The sequence below is a fragment of the Streptomyces griseicoloratus genome (assembly GCF_014534645.1).
Taxonomy (GTDB): Bacteria; Actinomycetota; Actinomycetes; order Streptomycetales; family Streptomycetaceae; genus Streptomyces; species Streptomyces griseicoloratus.
Map to the genome: position 1 here is coordinate 90,698 of NZ_JACVQF010000189.1, position 20,586 is coordinate 111,283.

19 protein-coding genes are annotated in these 20,586 nt (G+C 71.3%); 9 read left to right on the plus strand and 10 right to left on the minus strand.

The genetic code is table 11. From position 1 onward, the window contains the following. Window positions 1-4: 4 nt before the first annotated feature. Entirely contained in the window at window positions 5-1,915 is a 1,911-nt protein-coding gene (locus tag H0H10_RS15730) for an outer membrane protein assembly factor BamB family protein (RefSeq protein ID WP_188181574.1), read from the plus strand. Window positions 1,916-2,137: 222 nt separating this feature from the next. Then, on the plus strand, window positions 2,138-2,827 hold the full coding sequence (locus H0H10_RS15735; protein WP_188181575.1) for a response regulator transcription factor: 690 nt from the start codon (window positions 2,138-2,140) through the stop codon (window positions 2,825-2,827). A gap of 411 nt (window positions 2,828-3,238) precedes the next feature. Here the strand turns inward: H0H10_RS15735 and H0H10_RS15740 are convergent, their stop codons facing one another. Both H0H10_RS15740 and H0H10_RS15745 read right to left on the minus strand, forming a co-directional pair. Continuing rightward, window positions 3,239-3,544 carry a hypothetical protein gene (locus H0H10_RS15740; RefSeq protein ID WP_188181576.1) on the minus strand — a complete coding sequence of 102 codons (306 nt, stop codon included), beginning with the start codon at window positions 3,542-3,544 and terminating at the stop codon, window positions 3,239-3,241. 21 nt (window positions 3,545-3,565) lie between these two features. After that, window positions 3,566-5,245 (minus strand): sodium:solute symporter family protein, encoded by a 1,680-nt coding sequence (locus H0H10_RS15745; RefSeq protein ID WP_188181577.1) that lies wholly within the window; start codon window positions 5,243-5,245, stop codon window positions 3,566-3,568. A 173-nt stretch (window positions 5,246-5,418) separates the two neighbouring features. On the opposite strand from H0H10_RS15745, the gene galT reads away from it, so the two are divergent. Genes galT through galK form a run of 3 tightly spaced genes read left to right on the plus strand, consistent with a single transcriptional unit; the run spans window position 5,419 to window position 8,631 of the window. Then, window positions 5,419-6,480, plus strand: coding sequence for a galactose-1-phosphate uridylyltransferase (galT, locus tag H0H10_RS15750; RefSeq protein ID WP_188181578.1), 1,062 nt, complete (start codon window positions 5,419-5,421; stop codon window positions 6,478-6,480). Continuing rightward, entirely contained in the window at window positions 6,477-7,439 is a 963-nt protein-coding gene (gene galE, locus H0H10_RS15755; protein WP_188181579.1) for a UDP-glucose 4-epimerase GalE, read from the plus strand. Before galT ends, galE begins: the two co-directional genes overlap by 4 nt. Window positions 7,440-7,467: 28 nt before the next feature. Beyond that, window positions 7,468-8,631, plus strand: coding sequence for a galactokinase (gene galK / locus H0H10_RS15760; protein WP_188181580.1), 1,164 nt, complete (start codon window positions 7,468-7,470; stop codon window positions 8,629-8,631). Between the two features lie 6 nt (window positions 8,632-8,637). Here galK and H0H10_RS15765 read toward each other — a convergent pair whose 3' ends face one another. Then, entirely contained in the window at window positions 8,638-9,210 is a 573-nt protein-coding gene (locus tag H0H10_RS15765; RefSeq protein ID WP_188181581.1) for a TetR/AcrR family transcriptional regulator, read from the minus strand. 136 nt (window positions 9,211-9,346) lie between these two features. On the opposite strand from H0H10_RS15765, the gene H0H10_RS15770 reads away from it, so the two are divergent. Further along, window positions 9,347-10,519, plus strand: a complete 1,173-nt coding sequence (locus tag H0H10_RS15770; RefSeq protein ID WP_188181582.1) for an FAD-dependent monooxygenase — start codon at window positions 9,347-9,349, stop codon at window positions 10,517-10,519. Between the two features lie 33 nt (window positions 10,520-10,552). Here the strand turns inward: H0H10_RS15770 and H0H10_RS15775 are convergent, their stop codons facing one another. Continuing rightward, the gene (locus H0H10_RS15775; RefSeq protein ID WP_188181583.1) at window positions 10,553-11,011 is read right to left on the minus strand and encodes a GNAT family N-acetyltransferase; all 459 of its coding nucleotides are present in this window, start codon (window positions 11,009-11,011) and stop codon (window positions 10,553-10,555) included. A 294-nt stretch (window positions 11,012-11,305) separates the two neighbouring features. On the opposite strand from H0H10_RS15775, the gene H0H10_RS15780 reads away from it, so the two are divergent. After that, window positions 11,306-12,079 (plus strand): LuxR C-terminal-related transcriptional regulator, encoded by a 774-nt coding sequence (locus tag H0H10_RS15780; protein ID WP_188181584.1) that lies wholly within the window; start codon window positions 11,306-11,308, stop codon window positions 12,077-12,079. A gap of 243 nt (window positions 12,080-12,322) precedes the next feature. On the opposite strand, the gene tamR is transcribed toward H0H10_RS15780, so the two are convergent. Further along, a complete protein-coding gene (gene tamR / locus H0H10_RS15785; RefSeq protein ID WP_188181585.1) occupies window positions 12,323-12,820 on the minus strand; it encodes a MarR family transcriptional regulator TamR in 498 nt (165 codons plus the stop codon). A gap of 121 nt (window positions 12,821-12,941) precedes the next feature. Here tamR and H0H10_RS15790 point away from each other — a divergent pair, with 121 nt between their 5' ends. Continuing rightward, entirely contained in the window at window positions 12,942-13,757 is an 816-nt protein-coding gene (locus tag H0H10_RS15790; RefSeq protein WP_188181586.1) for a trans-aconitate 2-methyltransferase, read from the plus strand. A 14-nt stretch (window positions 13,758-13,771) separates the two neighbouring features. Here the strand turns inward: H0H10_RS15790 and H0H10_RS15795 are convergent, their stop codons facing one another. Next, entirely contained in the window at window positions 13,772-14,446 is a 675-nt protein-coding gene (locus H0H10_RS15795; RefSeq protein ID WP_188181587.1) for a TetR/AcrR family transcriptional regulator, read from the minus strand. Continuing rightward, complete coding sequence (locus H0H10_RS15800) at window positions 14,443-15,453, minus strand: acyl-CoA desaturase (protein ID WP_188181588.1); 1,011 nt, start codon at window positions 15,451-15,453, stop codon at window positions 14,443-14,445. Before H0H10_RS15800 ends, H0H10_RS15795 begins: the two co-directional genes overlap by 4 nt. A gap of 288 nt (window positions 15,454-15,741) precedes the next feature. Here H0H10_RS15800 and ppc point away from each other — a divergent pair, with 288 nt between their 5' ends. Beyond that, window positions 15,742-18,477 carry a phosphoenolpyruvate carboxylase gene (ppc, locus tag H0H10_RS15805; protein ID WP_188181589.1) on the plus strand — a complete coding sequence of 912 codons (2,736 nt, stop codon included), beginning with the start codon at window positions 15,742-15,744 and terminating at the stop codon, window positions 18,475-18,477. A 78-nt stretch (window positions 18,478-18,555) separates the two neighbouring features. On the opposite strand, the gene H0H10_RS15810 is transcribed toward ppc, so the two are convergent. The 3 genes from H0H10_RS15810 to H0H10_RS15820 form a co-directional block, all read right to left on the minus strand. After that, complete coding sequence (locus H0H10_RS15810; RefSeq protein WP_188181590.1) at window positions 18,556-19,068, minus strand: hypothetical protein; 513 nt, start codon at window positions 19,066-19,068, stop codon at window positions 18,556-18,558. 65 nt (window positions 19,069-19,133) lie between these two features. After that, the gene (gene pth / locus H0H10_RS15815; RefSeq protein WP_188181591.1) at window positions 19,134-19,736 is read right to left on the minus strand and encodes an aminoacyl-tRNA hydrolase; all 603 of its coding nucleotides are present in this window, start codon (window positions 19,734-19,736) and stop codon (window positions 19,134-19,136) included. An 81-nt stretch (window positions 19,737-19,817) separates the two neighbouring features. Continuing rightward, on the minus strand, window positions 19,818-20,414 hold the full coding sequence (locus H0H10_RS15820; protein ID WP_188181592.1) for a 50S ribosomal protein L25/general stress protein Ctc: 597 nt from the start codon (window positions 20,412-20,414) through the stop codon (window positions 19,818-19,820). Between the last annotated feature and the right edge of the window lie 172 nt (window positions 20,415-20,586).

Consider the following 20,586-nt stretch of genomic DNA (forward strand, 5'->3'; position numbering starts at 1 on the left):
CGTCATGACCCAGCCGCCGCCCCCGCCGCCCAACCAGCCGCCGCAGGGGGGAGGGTTCGGCCCGCCGACCCCGCCCCAGCCCGCGCCCGGCGAGGGCGGGCCGAACCTGGGCAAGTCCCCGCAGCCGGGGTACGGCTACCCCCAGGCGCCGCAGCCACCGCAGGCACCCCAGACGCCTCCGGCTCCGCAGGCGCCGCCGGCCCCGCCGGCCGGTGCGCCGCAGCCCGGGTACGGCTACCCGCAGGCTCCGCAGCCGCCCCAGCCGGGGTACGGCTACCCCGGCCAGCAGCCGCCCGGTCCCTACGGGCAGCCGCAGCAGCCGGGGCCCTACGGCCAGCCGGCGACGCCCCCGTACGGCCAGCCCGGACAGCCCGGACAGCCCGGGTACGGCTATCCGCAGGCCACCGTGCCGATGCAGGCCCAGTCGGGCGGGTCCGGCGGTGGCGGGCGCAAGATCAACGCGCAGGTGGCGATCATCGTGGCGGCCGTCGTGGCGATCGCGCTCATCATCGGCGGCGGTGTCTGGTACGCCTCCTCCGGTGACGACGGCGGCAAGGACGACACCGCGAGCTCCAGCGGCGGCACCGGTGGCAAGGGCGGCAAGGACGACAAGGGCGGCACCGGCGGCACGTCGTCCGGCGGCGAGGAGAAGGTTCCCGCCGACCCCTCCGCCAAGGTCCTCTTCCAGGTCCCGTCACCGCCGGTGAGCAAGGACGACAGCAGTGTCGTCGTCTCCGGCTCCTGGCTCACCGACAAGGTGTACGCCAAGAGCGGCATCGCCGAGATCGTCGGCTACGACCCCGACAAGGGCAGCAAGCTGTGGACGATCAAGCTGGACGGCCCGGTGTGCACCGCGAGCAAGCACGTCACCGAGGACGACAAGGCCGTCGTCGTCTACCAGCCCGACATGCCGACCAAGGCCGAGCCCTCGCACGGCTGCAGCCAGGTCGCGCTGATCGACCTCGACGCGGGCAAGAAGGTGTGGACGAAGACCGGCAAGTCCGGTGACCAGCTGATCTCCTTCGACAACGTCACGATCAGCGGGGGCACCGTCGCCGCCGGCAGCACCAGCGGCGGTGTGGCCTGGGACGTCGCCAAGGGCAACGTCCTGTGGTCCCCGAAGACGACCGACTCCTGCTACGACGCGGGCTACGGCGGCGGCGAGAAGCTCGTCGCGGTCCGCAAGTGCGGTTCGTACGACGCGCGTGAGCTGCACATCCAGACCATCGACCCGAAGAGCGGGAAGGTGATCTCGGAGTACAAGATGGCCAAGGGCATCGAGTACGCCGGCATCGTGTCGACCAACCCGCTGGTCGTGGCCGCCGACGTCGGCGACTCCGCCGGTGACGGCAGCGGCATCTCGGACTTCTTCTCCATCGACAACAAGACCGGCGAGCTGCGCACCCGCATCTCGGCGCCGGGCGAGCAGTTCGCGGCCCGCTGCGACACGATCACGAAGATCGAGCAGTGCTCGGGGCTCGCGGTCGGCGGCGACCGGCTGTACATCCCGACCGAGGAGCACGAGGGCGGCGGCGAGGGCTACAGCCGGACCAACGAGGTCGTCGCGTTCGACCTCGCCACCGGCAAGCAGACCGGGCAGCGGGCCGACGCCGGCGACGGCTACACGATCACTCCGCTGCGCATGGACGGCAGCAACGTGCTGGCGTACAAGCGGCCGCCGTACGACAAGGGCGGCCAGATCGTGAGCATCGACGGCGGGTCGTTCAAGCAGACGACGCTGCTGGAGAACCCGGCGACCGAGACGGTCCGGGACGTGGAGACCAGCATGCTGCCGGAGTACGCCGAGATCCTGTACTCGCAGGGGCACCTGTACATGTCGCAGGTGTACGCGAGTGAGCTGAGCAGCGCCGACGAGAAGGAGTACCTGGCGGTCGCGTTCGGTACGAGCGGCTGATCGGTTCTGTTCGAGTCCCGCGGCGTTCACGGCCCCGTCCCCGGCAGGGACGGGGCCGTATTGCGAGGAACTTCGGCGATCCGGGGCAGTTATCACCGGTAGGGGCAGCGCAATGTCGAACAAGCGTGTAACTTCCCGGGGAATGAAGGGCGGGTGGGGGGAGTCGGGAGGGGGCTGCCGCTGTCCGTGCCGGGGGTACCGGGGTGACTGGGGGGTTGCTCGATGGGAGTGCGGCTCATGGTGGTCGACGACCACCGATTGCTCGCCGAGGCGCTGGCCTCGGCACTGAAGTTGCGGGGACACCGGGTGCTGGCCGCGACGGCGCCCGCCGCGGGCGCGGCGGAGCTGGTGATCAGCAGGGCGCCGGAGGTGTGTCTGCTGGGCACGGCGACGCCGGCCGAGGCGGGGATCTTCGACCCGGTGGTGCGGATCAAGCGGGAGCGGCCGCAGGTGGCGGTGCTGGTGCTGGGGCCGGTGCCGAGTCCGCGCGGTATCGCGGCGGCCTTTGCGGCGGGGGCCTCGGGGTATGTCCGGCACGACGAGCGCATAGAGGGTGTCGAGCGGGCGATCATGAAGGCGCGGGCGGGGGAGGCGGCGGTGGCGCCGGCGTTGTTGCAGGGGGCCTTCGGTGAGCTGCTGAATCCGGCTGCGCAGCCCGATGACGAGGGGCAGCGGCTGATGCAGATGCTCACGCCGAGGGAGGTGGAGGTGCTGGTGCGGGTGGCCGACGGCGAGGACACCCGGCTGATCGCGGCGGGCATGGGCATCGCGCCGTCCACGGCCCGGACGCATGTGCAGCGGGTGCTGATGAAGCTGGGGGTCGGGTCCCGGCTGGAGGCGGCTGCGCTGGCGGCTCGGACGGGGTTGCTGGAGCGGGCGGGCGCGGGGGTGCCACCGGCGGTTGAGCCGTGACACCTGCGGGTGCCTGCGGCGGCCTGTGCTTCTTCGGTGGGGGTGCGCGTAGCGCGGTCTGTTCGGTTGTGGGTCGGGGCCGCGCCGGGGGGTGTCCGTCCTCGGAACGGCGCGGAATCGGTTGGTGACCAGCTGGCTGGCGTTGACGCGCCAACCGCTGCGGGCGGACACCCCCCGACACGTCCCCTTCCCGCCGTAGGCGACTGCGAGTCCGTACAGGCGCGGGCGACCGCGCCGTCGTAGCTGCGGGCAGTCGTGCCGCTGGGGCGGCACGGGTGGGCGCAGCGGCACCCCGGTAGCGCCGGGCCGCGCGACCCACCCCCGGCCCGCGCCGACGCCGGGTGCCGCGCCGTGTGACCGGGACGGCAACCTGTTGGCGCCCGGCCCGCACCCGCGCCGGTCAGGCGACCGTCACTCGTGCGGCTCGTCCACCGGCGGTGGCGGCGGAGCCGTCGGGCGCAGTTTCAGCCAGGCCAGGAAGAACAACCCCAGCAGCAGCATTCCCAGCCCGGTCCACAGGTTGATGTTCACCCCCTGTGCCTTGTCGATGTCGTCGTCGGACGCCACGAAGCCCGCGATCGTCACGATGACGCCGTAGACCACGAACAGCCCACCGATGATCCGTCGGATGTCGAACAGACGCGCGGCCGTGGCGGACTTGGTCTCCAGCTCGGAGACCTCCCGCTGGACGTCCTTGTCGGAGTAGGAATCGGACATGCTCTCTCAATCCTCCCGCGATCAGAACGAGAACGGGATGTAGCAGACGGCGGCCAGCACGACCGCACCCCAGCCCAGCAGCGCCGGCTTGCGGTACCACGCGTCGTCGCCCGCGGCGGGCGGCTCGGCCATGCCGGGGGAGACGGTGCCGTAGACCAGGCCCTGGAGTTCGTCGGCCGGCTTGGGCTTGGTGAACAGGGACACGGCGACCATGACCACCGCGCCGGCCACGAAGCCCGCGATCGCCGAGACGAAGTTGGCGCCCTGGTCGGAGGGGATGTCGATGAGGCCCTGCTTGTAGATGACGAAGTAGTTGACCATCGCGGCGGTGGTGCCCGCGACCAGGCCCCAGAAGCCGGACTTCATGGACGCCCGCTTCCAGAACATGCCGATGATGAAGACCACGAACATCGGCACGTTGAAGAAGGAGAACAGCGTCTGGAGGTAGCTCATGATGTTCGAGAAGGACGACGCCAGGAACGCCGTCCCGATGGAGGCGAGGACGCCGATCGCGGTGATCAGGCGGCCGAACCTCACGTAGTAGCCGTCCTCGCGGCCCTTTACCACGTACTTCGCCCAGATGTCGTTGGTGAAGACCGTGTTGAAGGACGACACGTTCGCCGCCATGCCCGCCATGAAGGCGGCCAGCAGGCCCGTCACCGCGATGCCGAGCACACCGTTGGGCAGCAGCTGCTGCATGAGGTAGGGGATGGCGTCGTTGTACTGCAGGTCCGAGCCGGGGGTGCCGATCTTCGGTACGAGGACGGCGGCGACCAGGCCCGGGATCATCACCAGGAAGACGATGAAGATCTTCGGGAACGCGGCGATGAGCGGGGTGCGCTGGGCCGCCGAGAGGTTCTTCGCGGACAGGGCGCGCTGCACCTCGGCGAAGTTGGTCGTCCAGTAGCCGAAGGAGAGGACGAAGCCGAGGCCGAGGACGATCGTGAGCCAGTTGGCGCCGAGGGGGTTGTCGCTGCCGATGCCGGTGCCGCCCCATGACGTCATGAAGTCGGCGCCGTGGGTCTCGGTGAGGGAGTCCGACAGGCCGCCCCAGCCGCCGACCTTCTTCAGGCCCAGGACGGTGATCGGGATGAGGGCCGCCAGGATCACGAAGAACTGCAGGACCTCGTTGTAGATCGCCGAGGACAGGCCGCCGAGGGTGATGTAGGCCAGGACGAAGAAGCCGGCGACCACGATGGCCACCCACTCCGGCCAGCCGAGCAGGGCCTCGACGACGATCGCGAGCGCGTAGAGGTTCACGCCGGCGATCAGGATGGCGGCGAAGGCGAACAGGATCGAACTGAGCAGATGGGCCGCTTTGTCGAAGCGGAGCAGGAGGAACTCGGGGACCGAGCGGACCCGTGAGCCGTAGTAGAACGGCATCATCACCAGGCCGAGGAAGACCATCGCCGGGATGGCGCCGATCCAGTACCAGTGGGTCGTGTAGACGCCGTACTGCGCGCTGTTGGCGGCCATGCCCAGGATCTCGGTGGCGCCCAGGTTGGCGGCGATGAAGGCCAGACCGGTCACCCAGGCGGGCAGGGAGCGGCCGGACAGGAAGAAGTCCAGGCTGGTCTTGACCGAACGGCGTGCGGCGAAGCCGATGCCCAGGACCACGACGAAGTAGATCCCGAGGATCACGTAGTCGAGCCAGTTGGTGGGGAGTCGAAGCTCCGCGGCTAGGTATGTGGGGGTTTGCATGAGCACTCGCTTCGTTGCGCGAACTGATCCGGAGCGGAACCTACGCCTCCGCGTTCAGGATTTGAACAGTTTTGGTGATGTTCTTTGTTTGATTGTGATGCGCCGCGGGCTGGTCGGTTGTGATGTGTTATGTTTGATTGTGTTGAGTGACTTGGGTGCAGAGGAGTGCGGCAGTGAAGAAGACCTCGACCCGGCTGGCCGACGGTCGCGAGCTCATCTACTACGACCTGAGCGACGGCACCGTGCGGGACGCCGTGGACCGCCGGCCGCTGGAGCGGACCGTCACCACCTCCGAGATCCGCCGCGACCCCCTGCTCGGCGACTCGGTCGCCGTCGCCTCCCACCGCCAGGGCCGCACCTACCACCCGCCCGCCGACGAGTGCCCCCTGTGCCCCTCGCAGGGCGACCGGCTGAGCGAGATCCCGGACTCCTCGTACGACGTGGTGGTCTTCGAGAATCGTTTCCCCTCGCTGGCCGGCGACTCCGGCCGCTGCGAGGTCGTCTGCTTCACCCCCGACCACACCGCCTCCTTCGCCGACCTCGGCGAGGAGCAGGCCCGCCTGGTGCTGGACGCCTGGACGGACCGCACGTCGGAGCTGTCGCATCTGCCCTCCGTTGAACAGGTGTTCTGCTTCGAGAACCGCGGCCCCGAGATCGGCGTGACGCTCGGTCATCCGCACGGGCAGATCTACGCCTACCCCTTCACCACGCCGCGCACCGCGCTGATGCTGCGCCAAGTGGCCGCACACAAAGAGGCGACCGGCGGGGAGAACCTGTTCGACGCCGTCCTGGAGCGGGAACTGGCCGGCGAGCGGGTCGTCCTGGAGGGTGAACACTGGGCCGCCTTCGTGCCGTACGCCGCCCACTGGCCGTACGAGGTGCACCTCTACCCCAAGCGGCGCGTGCCCGATCTGCTCGGACTCGACGAGGCGGCCCGCACAGAGTTCCCCAAGGTCTATCTGGAACTCTTGAGGCGCTTCGACCGGATCTTCGGTGAAGGTGAGCCTCCGACGCCGTACATCGCGGCCTGGCACCAGGCGCCGTTCGGTGCGCTGGAGGAGTTCGACGGAGTCACCCGCGACGACTTCGCGCTCCACCTCGAGCTTTTCACCATTCGCCGTACGTCAGGCAAGCTGAAGTTCCTCGCGGGTTCCGAGTCCGGCATGAACGTGTTCATCAACGACGTGCCGCCGGAGCGCGCGGCCGAGCGACTGCGAGAGGTAGCGAGTTCATGAGTGGGAAGTACCTGGTCACCGGCGGCGCGGGCTATGTCGGCAGCGTGGTGGCCCAGCACCTGCTGGAGGCCGGCCACGAGGTCGTCGTCCTCGACAACCTCTCGACGGGCTTCCGCGAGGGGGTGCCGGCCGGTGCTTCCTTCATCGAGGGCGACATCCGCGACGCCGCCAAATGGCTGGACTCCTCGTACGACGCGGTGCTGCACTTCGCCGCGTTCTCGCAGGTCGGCGAGTCGGTCGTCAAGCCCGAGAAGTACTGGGACAACAACGTCGGCGGCACCATGGCCCTGCTTCAGGCCATGCGCTCGGCGGGCGTGCGCAAGCTCGTGTTCTCCTCCACGGCGGCGACCTACGGGGAGCCCGAGCAGGTCCCGATCGTCGAGTCGGCGCCGACCGCCCCGACCAACCCCTACGGCGCCTCCAAGCTCGCCGTCGACCACATGATCAGCGGTGAGGCGGCGGCCCACGGGCTGGGTGCCGTGTCCCTGCGCTACTTCAACGTGGCCGGTGCCTACGGGGAGTACGGCGAGCGCCACGACCCCGAGTCGCACCTGATCCCGCTGGTGCTCCAGGTCGCGCAGGGCAGGCGGGACGCCATCTCCGTCTTCGGCGACGACTACCCGACCCCGGACGGCACCTGCGTCCGCGACTACATCCACGTCGCCGACCTGGCCGAGGCCCATCTGCTGGCCCTGGACGCGGCGGCCCCGGGCGAGCACCTCATCTGCAACCTGGGCAACGGCAACGGCTTCTCCGTCCGCGAGGTCGTCGAGACGGTCCGCCGGGTCACCGGCCACCCGATCCCGGAAGTGGTCGCCCCGCGCCGGGGCGGCGACCCGGCGGTCCTGGTGGCCTCCGCCGACACCGCCCGCGAGAAGCTTGGCTGGAACCCGTCCCGCGCGGACCTCGCGGGGATCGTCGCGGACGCGTGGGAGTTCGCGCAGAACCGCGCGAAGTAGAACGTACGGAAGAGTCAGGGGTCAGGGCATGAGCGAGGCTGTCGCTGGGGCTGTCGCCGAGCGGTTCACGCAGTTGTACGGGTCCGAGCCGGAAGGGGTGTGGGCGGCGCCGGGGAGGGTGAACCTCATCGGCGAACACACCGACTACAACGACGGCTTCGTCATGCCGTTCGCCCTGCCGCACACCGCGGTCGCGGCGGTGTCCCGGCGCGAGGACGGCGTCCTGCGCCTGCACTCCGCGGACATCGGCGCCGACGTCGTGGAGCTGCGCGTGGCGGACCTGGCCCCGCAGTCGGACAGGTCCTGGACGGCGTACCCGTCGGGCGTGGTCTGGGCGCTGCGCGAGGCCGGTCACGAGGTGACCGGCGCGGACGTCCACCTCGCCTCGACGGTTCCGTCGGGCGCGGGGCTGTCGTCCTCGGCGGCCCTGGAGGTCGTGATCGCCCTGGCCCTGAACGACCTCTTCTCGCTGGGCCTGCGCGGCTGGCAGCTGGCCCGCCTGTGCCAGCGCGCGGAGAACGTCTACGTCGGCGCCCCCGTCGGCATCATGGACCAGACGGCCGCCGCCTGCTGCGAGGCCGGCCACGCCCTGTTCCTCGACACCCGTGACCTGTCCCAGCGTCAGATCCCCTTCGACCTCGCGGCCGAGGGCATGCGCCTGCTGGTCGTCGACACCCAGGTCAAGCACTCCCACAGCGAGGGTGAGTACGGCAAGCGCCGCGCGGGCTGCGAGAAGGGCGCGGCGCTGCTCGGCGTGGACGCCCTGCGGGACGTGCCGTACGCGGACCTGGACGCGGCGCTGGAGCGGCTGGGCGACGAGGAGGAGGTGCGCCGCCTCGTGCGTCACGTCGTCACGGAGGACGAGCGCGTCGAACGGGTCGTCGCCCTGCTGGAGTCGGGCGACACCCGCGCCATCGGGCCGGTGCTGGTCGAGGGCCACGCCTCCCTGCGGGACGACTTCCGCATCTCCTGCCCGGAGCTGGACCTGGTCGTGGACACGGCCCTGGCGTCGGGCGCCCTGGGCGCCCGGATGACGGGCGGCGGCTTCGGCGGCTCGGCGATCGTGCTGGCCGAGGAATCCGACGTTCCGGCCATCACCAAGTCGGTGGAGGAGGCCTTCGCGGCGGCCGGCTTCACGGCGCCCCGGGTCTTCGAGGCGGTGCCCTCGGCGGGGGCGCGACGGGTGCGGTGACGCCGGTCAGGGCGTGGCGGCACCCCGCAGCGCCCCGGCCACCAGCCCGGCGACGTCCTCGCGCGGCACACCGCCGCCCTGCGTCAGGGCGTTGAAGACCAGCCCGTCCACGCAGTGCAGCAGCGTCCGGGTGCGCGCCGGCGCGTCCGGGGTGCCCCGGGCGGCCAGGAAGGCGCGCACCGTCGCCTGGGCGGCGTTGTCCCTGGGCGCCAGGATCTCCCGCAGCTCGGGGTGGTTGAGGCTCTCCACCGCGCAGGTGTAACGGGCCAGAGTGCGGCGGCGGCCCGGTCCGGTCAGGCGCAGCTCGATGAACTCGCTCAGGCGGTCGGTGAGTTCCGGGGCGGTGCGCGGCACGGGCATCGCCTCGCCGAGCGTGCGCAGCTCGGTCTGGTCCAGCTCGACCAGACGGCGGACCAGTGCGGTGAGCAGCGCCCGCCGGGTGCGGAAGTACGCCGAGGTCGTGCCGTCGGGCAGATCCGCGGCGCGGTCCACGGCGCGATGGGTCAGGCCGCGCATGCCCTCGTCGGCGAGCACGGTGAGGGCGGCGTCGGCGAGGAGGGTGCGTCGGTCGGGAGCCACCCCCCATTTCTACCCGGGCCCCCTCCGCGGACCGTCACCCCCCTGCACCCCCCCTGCCACTCGGGCCCTATGATCGCTCCCGTCCTGATCTTTCTACAGCTGTAGAAACACCGGCTGGACCGAAGGGGGAAGCGGCATGGGGCGCAACGCTGTCGTGGTCGGCGGGGGTGTCGGCGGGCTCGCCGCCGCCGTAGGGCTGCGCCGTGTCGGCTGGGACGTGACGGTCGTCGAGCGGGCACCCGTCCTCGCCGACGCCGGCGCGGGGATCTCGCTCGCCGCCAACGGCATCCACGCGCTGGACGCCCTGGGCGTGGGCGCGGCCGTGCGGGCGGCCTCCCGCGGCCAGTACACCGGCGGTACGCGGACCCCGGACGGGCGCTGGCTGGTGCGGATGGACGGCGCCTGGGTCGAGCGGGCGGTGGGGACGCCGATCGTCGGCATCCCGCGCGCCGCGCTCCACCGGGCACTGCGCGACGCCCTCCCGGCCGGGTCACTGGCCGTCGGCGCCGAGGCGGTCTCCGTGGACCGCGGCGATCCCGCGCGGCCACGGGTCGCCCTGAAGGGAGGCGACCACCTCGACGCCGACCTCGTCGTCGCCGCCGACGGCGTCGGCAGCCGCCTGCGCACCTCCCTCTTCCCCGGCCATCCCGGGCCGGCCTACAGCGGGTCCACGGTGCTGCGCGCCATCACCGAACGCCCCGTCGACCTGCGCACCGACTTCGAGCTGACCTGGGGCAGGGGCGCGGAGTTCGGGCACATCGCGTTCGCCGACGGGCGGGCCGAGTGGCACGCGGTGCTGCGGACCGCGCCGGGCGTACGGCACGAGGACAGCCTCGGCGCGGTGCGCCGCCGGTTCGGCGACTGGCACGAGCCCATCCCCGCCCTGCTGGAGGCGACCCGGCCGGAGGACGTCCTGCACCACGACGTCAACGAACTCGCTGTCCCCCTGCCCTCCTACACCGCCGGGCGCGTCGTCCTGCTCGGCGACGCCGCCCACGCCATGACGCCGAACCTCGGCCAGGGCGCCTGCCAGGCCCTGGAGGACGCGGTCGCCCTGGCCTCCGCGCTCGCCGCCGAGCCCACGACCGAGGCGGCCCTCGCCCGCTACGACGCCGAGCGCCGCCCCCGCAGCCAGGCCGTAGCACGCGCCGCCCGGCAGGCCGGCCGCATGGGGCACCAGCTCACCAACCCGCTCGCCGTCGCCGTACGCAACGCCGCGATGAGGGTGACCCCGTTCCGCATCGCCCAGCACGCCGTCCTGCGCCACCACGCGTGGACGCCCCCGCGGCTCGACACGGCCCGGTCCTGAGGAAACCCGGCCGGCCCGAAGAGGTACGACCGCTCAGCCCAACAGTCGTTTCACCAGCGTGTACTCCGTGATCCCCGGCGGGTAGTCGGGGATCACGCACACCACCTCGTAGCCCTGCTTCGTGTAGAAGCCCGGCGCCTGGAAGTCCCAGGTCTCCACGCGGGCCGCCGCGCAGCCCCGTTCGTCCCGGGCCGTGCGCTCGGCGGCGGTGAGCAGATGCGTGCCCAGGCCCGAGCCCCGGTGCCGGTCGTCCACCCACAGGTAGGTCACGTGCAGCCAGGTCGCCCACGTGTGGCCGACGAGCCCGCCGGCCAGATCGCCCGTCTCGTCCAGGACCCACACGTGCAACGGGAACTCGCGTTCGTGGGGGGTGCCGCGCAGGGAACGCAGGACCGGGGACGCGGCCGTGTTCGTCTCCCGGAGGCGGGTGCGCAGCAGATCGCGCCGTGCCTTGTCCACTTCTGTCACAAGACGAAACATGCGGCTCACCATAAACGTGCCGGTCCGTCAGTTCTGCAAATAACCTTCCGCTCCCGGCCCCCGGCCGTACCCTGATGGACAGCACCGGTGGGGGCCGGTGCCGATCAGGGGGCGAGACAGCCGGGTACGGCGCCCGGGGCGGGGGTAGCGGTTACTGCACGGCGGCGGCCGAGCGGCTGCGGCGACCCGTCCCCGGGTACCGGGCCGAGAGCCGGGCACGGGGGTTTCGGGCGTCGTACCCGCACCGGTGTCGTCTTCCGACGATGGGTATCCCCTGCTCCTTGGGAGCCTGGGGAAGGGGGTTTCGTGGTTCGCATCCGAGTCCTGGTCGTCGACGACCACCGCATCTTCGCCGAGTCGCTCGCCGCGGCCCTGGCCGCCGAGCCCGATGTCGACGTCTCCGCGGCCGGCAGCGGACCGGCGGCGCTGCGCTGCCTGGACCGCGCCGCGGCCGAGGGGCGGCGGTACGACGTGCTGCTCGTCGACGCCGACCTGGGCGGCAGCGTGCCCGGTGTGCGGCCCGCCGTGCCCGTGCGCGACGGCCACGAGGACGGCCTCGTGGACGGGATCTCGCTGGTCGCGGGCGTGCGGTCGGCGCAGCCCGGGGTGCGGACCGTCGTCCTCGCCGAGAAGGACGACCCCCGGCGGGCGGCGCTGGCCCTGCAGGCGGGTGCCTCGGGATGGGTGGCCAAGGACTGTTCCCTGTCCCGGCTGCTGAACGTCATCCGCGGCGTGCTGCGCGACGAGACGCATCTGCCGCCGGCCCTGCTGACGGGCGTGCTGCGCGAGCTGACGGCCGCCCGCAAGCACCGCACCGAGAGCGAGCGGCTGGTCGAGTCGCTGACCCCGCGGGAGCGGGAGGTGCTGCGGTGCATGGTCGCCGGGCTGGGGCGCAAGGCCGTCGCCGAACGGCTGTACCTCTCCCCGCACACCGTGCGGACCCACATGCAGAACGTGCTGGGGAAGCTGGGCGTCCACTCCACCCTCGCCGCCGTGGCGCTGGCGCGGCGGGCCGGGGTCGGACCCGTGGACCTCGGGCCCGCCGGGCGGATCGGACCGGAGGAGAGTAACAGCGCCTGACCGGCCCGCGGCCGCCCGCCGACGCCGGAGAACGAGGATGCAGCCGTACCAGCCGACCCTCGCCCGAGCCGGACGCGATCCGGGCGCGGACGCCGGCCTCCGCGGGGCTGGTGGGCTCCGTCCTCGGCCGCATCGAGAAGGCCGAGCCGCATCTGGGGGCCCAGGTCACCGCTCCGCGCAGGATGCCGCGGCCGGGCGCCCGCGCGACCCGCGCGTCCGCGGCCCCGCCCGTCCGGGTGGCGCTCAGCCCGGGATGTTGTCGAACGGGGCGGTCAGCTGGCGCAGCAGGGCCGCCAGTTCGCTGCGCTGGGCGCGGGACAGCTCGGCGAGGATCGCCCGCTCCTGGTCCAGCAGCCCGGCCAGGGCCTGGTCGGCGCGGTCCCGTCCCTCGTCCGTCAGCCGGACCAGGACGCCCCTGCGGTCGCTCGGGTCGGGCAGGCGTTCCACCAGGCCCTTCTTCGCCAGGCGGTCGATACGGTTGGTCATCGTGCCGGAGGTGACCAGGGTCTGGGTCAGCAGCTGTCCCGGCGAGAGCTGGTAGGGGGTGCCGGCGCGGCGCAGCGCCGTCAGGACGTCGAACTCCCAGGGCTCCAGCTGGTGCTCGGAGAAGGCGAGCCGGCGTGCGCGGTCCAGGTGCCGGGCGAGTCTGCTCACGCGGCTGAGCACCTCGAGCGGTTCCACGTCGAGGTCCGGGCGCTCCCGGCGCCACGCTGCGACCAGCCGATCGACCTCGTCCTCCATGACGATCAGTGTAGTGGTTGTGTCGACATGAAGTCTCTTGATGTCAACTGTCTTGACATCAAGAGACAAGCGGGGTGAGGCTGGGTACCCGCCCCGCACGGCCACACCCCTGGGAGGCCCCATGCCCGCCGCTGTACCCGCCTGGGACCCCGCGCAGTACCTCCGCCACGCCGGCCACCGCGCCCGCCCCTTCGCCGACCTCCTCGCCCGCGTCCCGGACCTGCCCGGCGACCCGCCCCGCATCGCCGACCTCGGCTGCGGCCCCGGCAACGTCACCACCCTGCTCGCCGACCGCTGGCCCACCGCCCGCATCACCGGCTACGACAACTCCGCCCGCATGCTCGAACGGGCCCGGGAGCACGCCGGACCCACGCCCGGCGGCGGGCGCCTCGACTTCGTCCACGCCGACGTCCGCACCTGGACGCCCGACGGACCGCACGACCTGATCGTCAGCAACGCCACCCTCCAGTGGGTGCCCGGGCACGTCGAGCTCTTCGCCCGCTGGATCGCGGGACTCGCCCCCGGCGGCACCCTCGCCTTCCAGGTCCCCGGCAACTTCGACGCCCCCAGCCACCGCCTGATGCGCGACCTCGCCCACTCCCCGCGCTGGCGCTCGCGGCTCGCCGGCACCCTGCGCCACGACGACGCCGTCCTCACCCCCGTGGCCTACCTGGCCCACCTGACCGCCGCCGGCTGCACCGCCGACGTGTGGGAGACGACGTACGTCCATCTGCTCACCGGCGAGGACCCGGTCCTGGACTGGGTCAAGGGAACCGGGCTGCGGCCCGTGCTCACCGCGCTCGACGACGACCCGCAGGCCAGGGACGCCTTCCTCGACGAGTACCGGGCCGCCCTGCGTGCCGCCTATCCTGCCGGACCGCACGGCACGCCGTTCCCCTTCCGCCGCGTCTTCGCGGTGGCCCGCGGGAGGGGATGACTCCCGGCGCGCCGTCAGCTCTTGCGGTGCCCTATCAGCCGCGGCTTCTGCTCCAGCCCGTCCAGCCCGTGCCACGCCAGGTTCACCAGATGCGCGGCCACCTCCGCCTTCTTCGGCTTGCGGACGTCCAGCCACCACTGGCCGGTCAGCGCCACCATGCCGACCAGCGCCTGGGCGTACAGCGGAGCCAGCTTCGGGTCGAAACCGCGGCTCTTGAACTCGCGGCCCAGGATGTCCTCCACCTGGGTGGCGATGTCCGAGATGAGAGAGGCGAACGAGCCCGTCGACTGCGGGATCGGGGAGTCACGGACCAGGATGCGGAAACCGTCCGTGTACTCCTCGATGTAGTCCAGCAGCGCGAACGCGGCCTGCTCGCACAGCTCACGCGGATGGCCGGCGGTCAGCGAACTGGTCACCATGTCCAGCAGCCGCCGCATCTCGCGGTCCACCACCACCGCGTACAGCCCCTCCTTGCCGCCGAAGTGCTCGTACACCACCGGCTTGGACACCCCGGCCTTCGCCGCGATCTCCTCCACCGACGTGCCCTCGAAACCCTTCGCGGCGAACAGGGTGCGACCGATCTCCAGCAGCTGCTGGCGGCGCTCGGCACCGGTCATCCGGGTGCGGCGCGCACGCCGCGGCTTGTCGTTGCTGGGGGTGCTGGAGTCGGTCGCCACGGCGTCAATCATGCCGCCTCGACGGTTTCCCTCCGGCGCCGGGAGCCGCCTTCGCCCGGGTTGCGGCGGGAATCGATACGCGAGCGTGACGGCCACCGCACGTCGTACGCCCAGCCGAGCTGCTCGAACCAGCGGATCAGCCGCGCCGAGGAGTCCAGCTGGCCGCGCATCACACCGTGCCGCGCCGACGTCGGGTCGGCGTGGTGGAGGTTGTGCCAGGACTCACCGCAGGACAGGATCGCCAGCCACCACACGTTGCCCGAACGGTCACGCGACCGGAACGGACGCTTGCCCACCGCATGGCAGATCGAGTTGATCGACCACGTCACGTGGTGCAGCAGCGCCACCCGGACGAGCGAACCCCAGAAGAACGCGGTGAACGCTCCCCACCACGACATCGTGACCAGACCGCCGATCAGCGGCGGCAGGGCCAGGGAGACGATCGTCCACAGAACGAACTGCCGGGAGATCGCACGCATCGTCCGGTCCTTGATCAGATCCGGAGCGTACTTGTCCTGCGGGGTCTGCTCCTCGTCGAACATCCAGCCGATGTGGGCCCACCACAGGCCCTTGATCAGCGCCGGGACCGTCTCGCCGTAGCGCCACGGCGAGTGCGGGTCGCCCTCGTCGTCGGAGAACTTGTGGTGCTTGCGGTGGTCGGCGACCCAGCGGACCAGCGGCCCCTCGACGGCCATCGATCCCGCGATCGCCAGCGCGATCTTCAGCGGCCGCTTCGCCTTGAAGGAGCCGTGGGTGAAGTGACGGTGGAAACCGATCGTGATGCCGTGGCAGCCCAGGAAGTAGAAGAACACCAGCAGGCCGAGGTCGAGCCAGCTCACGCCCCATCCCCACGCCAGCGGCACCGCCGCCACCAGCGCGAGGAACGGGACGGTGATGAACAGCAGCAGCGTGATCTGCTCGATCGAACGCTTCTGCTCACCGCCCAGCGTCGCGGAGGGCACAGAAGCGCCGTCGGGCGCCTTCGGAGCGTCAGGAATCACATCGGAACTCGTGGTCATGCGCGTCCTCTGGGGGTCGAGGGTCGTGGCCGGCGCCGGGTCGCGGACCGTGCACAACTTCCTACGGTTCCGTAACCTACGGCGACGTAAGTATGGCAGTGCGTCGCCCGGCGGCAAGAGCCCGTGAGCCTGCGCGTCCTCCTGGACACCTATCCTGGGAGTCGGTCGGACAGCGCGGTCCGCTCTGATTTCTTCCCGGACGTCCGGCCCCGTATGCGGCGCCCGCCGCGCGAGACGCCGTCCGGGTCCCCTCCCAGACGAGCTTCAACACTGCAAGGAGCCGCACCTGTGAGCAGTGCCGACGACCAGACCACCACGACGACCAGCAGCGAGCTGCGCGCCGACATCCGCCGGCTGGGTGATCTCCTCGGGGAGACCCTCGTCCGGCAGGAAGGCCCCGAGCTGCTGGAACTCGTCGAAAAGGTACGCCGACTCACCCGAGAGGACGGCGAGGCCGCTGCCGAGCTGTTGCGCGGCACCGAACTGCAGACCGCGGCCAAGCTGGTCCGCGCCTTCTCCATCTACTTCCACCTGGCCAACGTCACCGAGCAGGTCCACCGCGGCCGGGAACTGCGCGCCCGGCGCGCCGCCGAGGGCGGACTGCTCGCCCGCACCGCGGACCGCCTGAAGGACGCCGACCCCGAGCACCTGCGCGAAACGGTCCGCAACCTCAACGTCCGGCCCGTCTTCACCGCGCACCCCACCGAGGCCGCACGCCGCTCCGTCCTCAACAAGCTGCGCCGCATCGCCGCCCTCCTCGACACCCCCGTCATCGAGTCCGACCGGCGCCGCCTCGACACCCGCCTCGCCGAGAACATCGACCTCGTCTGGCAGACCGACGAACTCCGCGTCGTGCGCCCCGAGCCCGCCGACGAGGCCCGCAACGCCATCTACTACCTCGACGAACTCCACGCCGGCGCCGTCGGCGACGTCCTGGAGGACCTGACGGCGGAACTGGAACGCGCCGGCGTCAAGCTCCCCGACGAGACCCGCCCCCTCACCTTCGGCACCTGGATCGGCGGCGACCGCGACGGCAACCCCAACGTCACACCCCAGGTCACCTGGGACGTCCTCATCCTCCAGCACGAGCACGGCATCAACGACGCCCTGGAGATGATCGACGAACTCCGCAGCTTCCTGTCCAACTCCATCCGCTACACCGGCGCCACCGAGGAACTCCTCACCTCCCTCCAGGCCGACCTCGAACGACTCCCCGAGATCAGCCCCCGCTACAAGCGCCTCAACGCCGAGGAGCCCTACCGCCTCAAGGCCACCTGCATCCGGCAGAAGCTGGAGAACACCAAGCAGCGCCTCGCCAAGGGCACCCCCCACGAGGACGGCCGCGACTACCTCGGCACCGCCGAGCTCCTCGCCGACCTGCGCCTGCTGCAGACCTCCCTGCGCGAACACCGCGGCGGCCTCTTCGCCGACGGCCGCCTCGCCCGCACCATCCGCACCCTCGCCGCCTTCGGCCTCCAGCTCGCCACCATGGACGTCCGCGAACACGCCGACGCCCACCACCACGCCCTCGGCCAGCTCTTCGACCGCCTCGGCGAGGAATCCTGGCGCTACGCCGACATGCCCCGCGAGTACCGCACCAAGCTCCTCGCCAAGGAACTCAGGTCCCGCCGCCCCCTCGCGCCGACCCCGGCGCCCGTGGACGCCGCCGGCGAGAAGACCCTCGGCGTCTTCCAGACCGTCCGCCGCGCCCTGGAGGTCTTCGGACCCGAGGTCATCGAGTCCTACATCATCTCCATGTGCCAGGGCGCCGACGACGTCTTCGCCGCCACCGTCCTGGCCCGCGAGGCCGGCCTCATCGACCTGCACGCCGGCTGGGCCAAGATCGGCATCGTCCCGCTGCTGGAGACGACGGACGAGCTGAAGGCCGCGGACACCATCCTCGAGGACCTCCTCTCCGACCCGTCCTACCGGCGCCTGGTCGCCCTGCGCGGCGACGTCCAGGAGGTCATGCTCGGCTACTCCGACTCCTCCAAGTTCGGCGGCATCACCACCAGCCAGTGGGAGATCCACCGCGCCCAGCGCCGCCTGCGCGACGTCGCCCACCGCTACGGCGTCCGGCTGCGCCTCTTCCACGGCCGCGGCGGCACCGTCGGCCGCGGCGGCGGCCCCACCCACGACGCCATCCTCGCCCAGCCCTGGGGCACCCTGGAGGGCGAGATCAAGGTGACGGAGCAGGGCGAGGTCATCTCCGACAAGTACCTCATCCCCGCCCTGGCCAGGGAGAACCTGGAACTCACGGTCGCCGCCACCCTCCAGGCGTCCGCCCTGCACACCGCCCCCCGCCAGTCCGACGAGGCCCTCGCCCGCTGGGACGCCGCCATGGACGTCGTCTCCGACGCCGCCCACACCGCGTACCGCAAGCTCGTCGAGGACCCGGCCCTGCCGGCCTACTTCCTCGCCTCCACGCCCGTCGACCAGCTCGCCGATCTGCACCTCGGCTCCCGGCCCTCCCGCCGCCCCGGCTCGGGCGTCTCGCTCGACGGCCTGCGCGCCATCCCGTGGGTGTTCGGCTGGACCCAGTCCCGCCAGATCGTCCCCGGCTGGTACGGCGTCGGCTCCGGACTCAAGGCCCTGCGCGAAGCCGGCCTCGACACCGTCCTGGAAGAGATGCACCAGCAGTGGCACTTCTTCCGCAACTTCATCTCCAACGTCGAGATGACCCTCGCCAAGACCGACCTGCGCATCGCCCAGCACTACGTCGACACCCTCGTCCCCGACGAGCTCAAGCACGTCTTCGACGCCATCAAGGCCGAGCACGAACTCACCGTCGCCGAAGTCCTGAACGTCACCGGCGAGACGGAACTGCTCGACGCCCAGCCCGTGCTGAAGCAGACCTTCGCCATCCGCGACGCCTACCTCGACCCCATCTCCTACCTCCAGGTCGCCCTCCTCGGCCGCCAGCGCGAAGCCGCGGCCAAGGGCGAACAGCCCGACCCGCTCCTCGCCCGGGCCCTCCTGCTCACCGTCAACGGCGTCGCCGCCGGCCTGCGCAACACCGGCTGACCCCGCCCGCGACCCACACGACGGTGCCCCCGCGCTCACCACGAGCACGGGGGCACCGTCACATCCCGGAGCCGGACCTCACACCACCGCGAACGCCGTCGACAACAACGCCACCCCCGACCCGGCCAGCAGCCACGCGAGCCGCGTCAGCCGCAGCCCGCCCGCCACCACCACCGACGCCAGCAGCAACGCCCCGCCCAGCGGAACCCACGCGTACAGCACCCCCGCCGGACCGGACCGCACCACGTCGTCACTGCCCGGCTTCACCACGACCGTGTACGTCCGCCCCTCGGCCACGGCGACCGAATCCTCGATGACGACGCTCTCCCGCGCCTGCGACCCCGCCGACACCGGCGAGTACGGACCGGTGCACCTGCCGTCGGCGCACCGCGTCACCTCGACCGTGCCCCGCTCCCGGCCCTTCGTCAGCATCACGTGCTGCGCCGTCCCCCACGACGCCCACACACCGGCGATCAGAATCAGCACCGCGACCGTCCCCATCACCGCCACCCGCCCGAACCGCAACGCGACACGCGAGGCCCGACGGGGACGGACGGCGGCAGCGGCTGAGGCAGGCATGGCCGGGATCATTGGCCAAACCAACGCGCCGGGTCAACTCACGTGAGGGACAAGTCAGGAGTTGTACGGACCGGCGATTACGAGTTGTACGAACTCTGCGCCCGCTCCAAGCCCTCGATCACCAGACACTCCACCGCGTCCGCCGCCCGGTCCACGAAGTAGTCCAGTTCCTTGCGCTCCGCCGACGAGAAATCCCTGAGCACGAAATCCGCCACCGGCATCCGGCCCGGAGGACGCCCGATCCCGAACCGCACCCGGTGGTAGTCCGAGCCCAGCGCCTTCGTGATCGACTTCAGGCCGTTGTGCCCGTTGTCGCCGCCGCCCAGCTTCAGCCGCAGCGTGCCGTAATCGATGTCCAACTCGTCATGGACCGCGACGATGTTCGCGACGGGCACCTTGTAGAAGTCCCGCAGCGCCGTCACCGGCCCACCCGACACATTCATGTACGACATCGGCTTCGCCAGCACCACCCGCCGGTTCGCCGGCCCCGGCGGACCGATCCGGCCCTCCAGCACCTGCGCCTGCGCCTTGCCGTGCCGCTTGAACCGCGCCCCGATCCGCTCCGCCAGCAGATCGACCACCATGAAACCCACGTTGTGCCGGTTCATCGCGTAGTCCGGCCCCGGATTGCCGAGACCCGCGATCAGCCACGGGGCACCCGCGTCCGTCGTCACGTCCATGTCTCCTTCATACGCGTCGGCCGCTGCCCCGCGCGGGAACAGCGGCCGACGAAACGATGACCAGCCAGGTCAGCCGGAGGCTCAGGCCTCGGCGGCCTCTTCACCCTCGGCGGCCTCGCCCTCCGGGGCCTCCTCGGCCTGCGCGGCCAGCACCTGGAGAACCACCGCGTCCTCATCGACCGCCAGCGACACGCCGTTCGGCAGCGTGATGTCCTTGGCGTGGATCGAGGCACCGGCCTCCAGACCCTCCACCGACACCGTCACCTGCTCCGGGATGTGCGTGGCCTCGGCCTCGACCGGCAGCGCGTCCAGGACGTGCTCCAGCAGGTAACCACCCGGGGCCAGCTCACCCTCGGCGACGACCGGGATGTCGACCTGGACCTTCTCGCCGCGCTTGACCAGCAGCAGGTCCACGTGCTCCAGGAAACCCTTCAGCGGGTCACGCTGCACGGCCTTCGGGATCGCCAGCTCGTTCGACTTGCCGTCGATGTCCAGCGCGATCAGCACGTTCGGCGTACGCAGCGCCAGCAGCAGCTCGTGACCCGGGAACGTCAGGTGCAGCGGGTCCGAACCGTGCCCGTACAGAACACCCGGAACCTTGTTGTCACGGCGGATACGACGCGCGGCACCCTTGCCGAACTCGGTGCGCGTCTCGGCGGAGATCTTCACCTCGGACATGATCACTCCTCGTAGAAAGCGGGAAACGGACGTGGTCACCCGGCCACGAACGGCCTGCTACGAAGAGCGCGTCGATTACGGACCGCCGTACCCACCAACGAGTACGGCCTCCCTCGCCGAGCAACTGCAGCAGTCTACTCGGTGGGGGAGGCCGTACCCAAAACGATCAGGA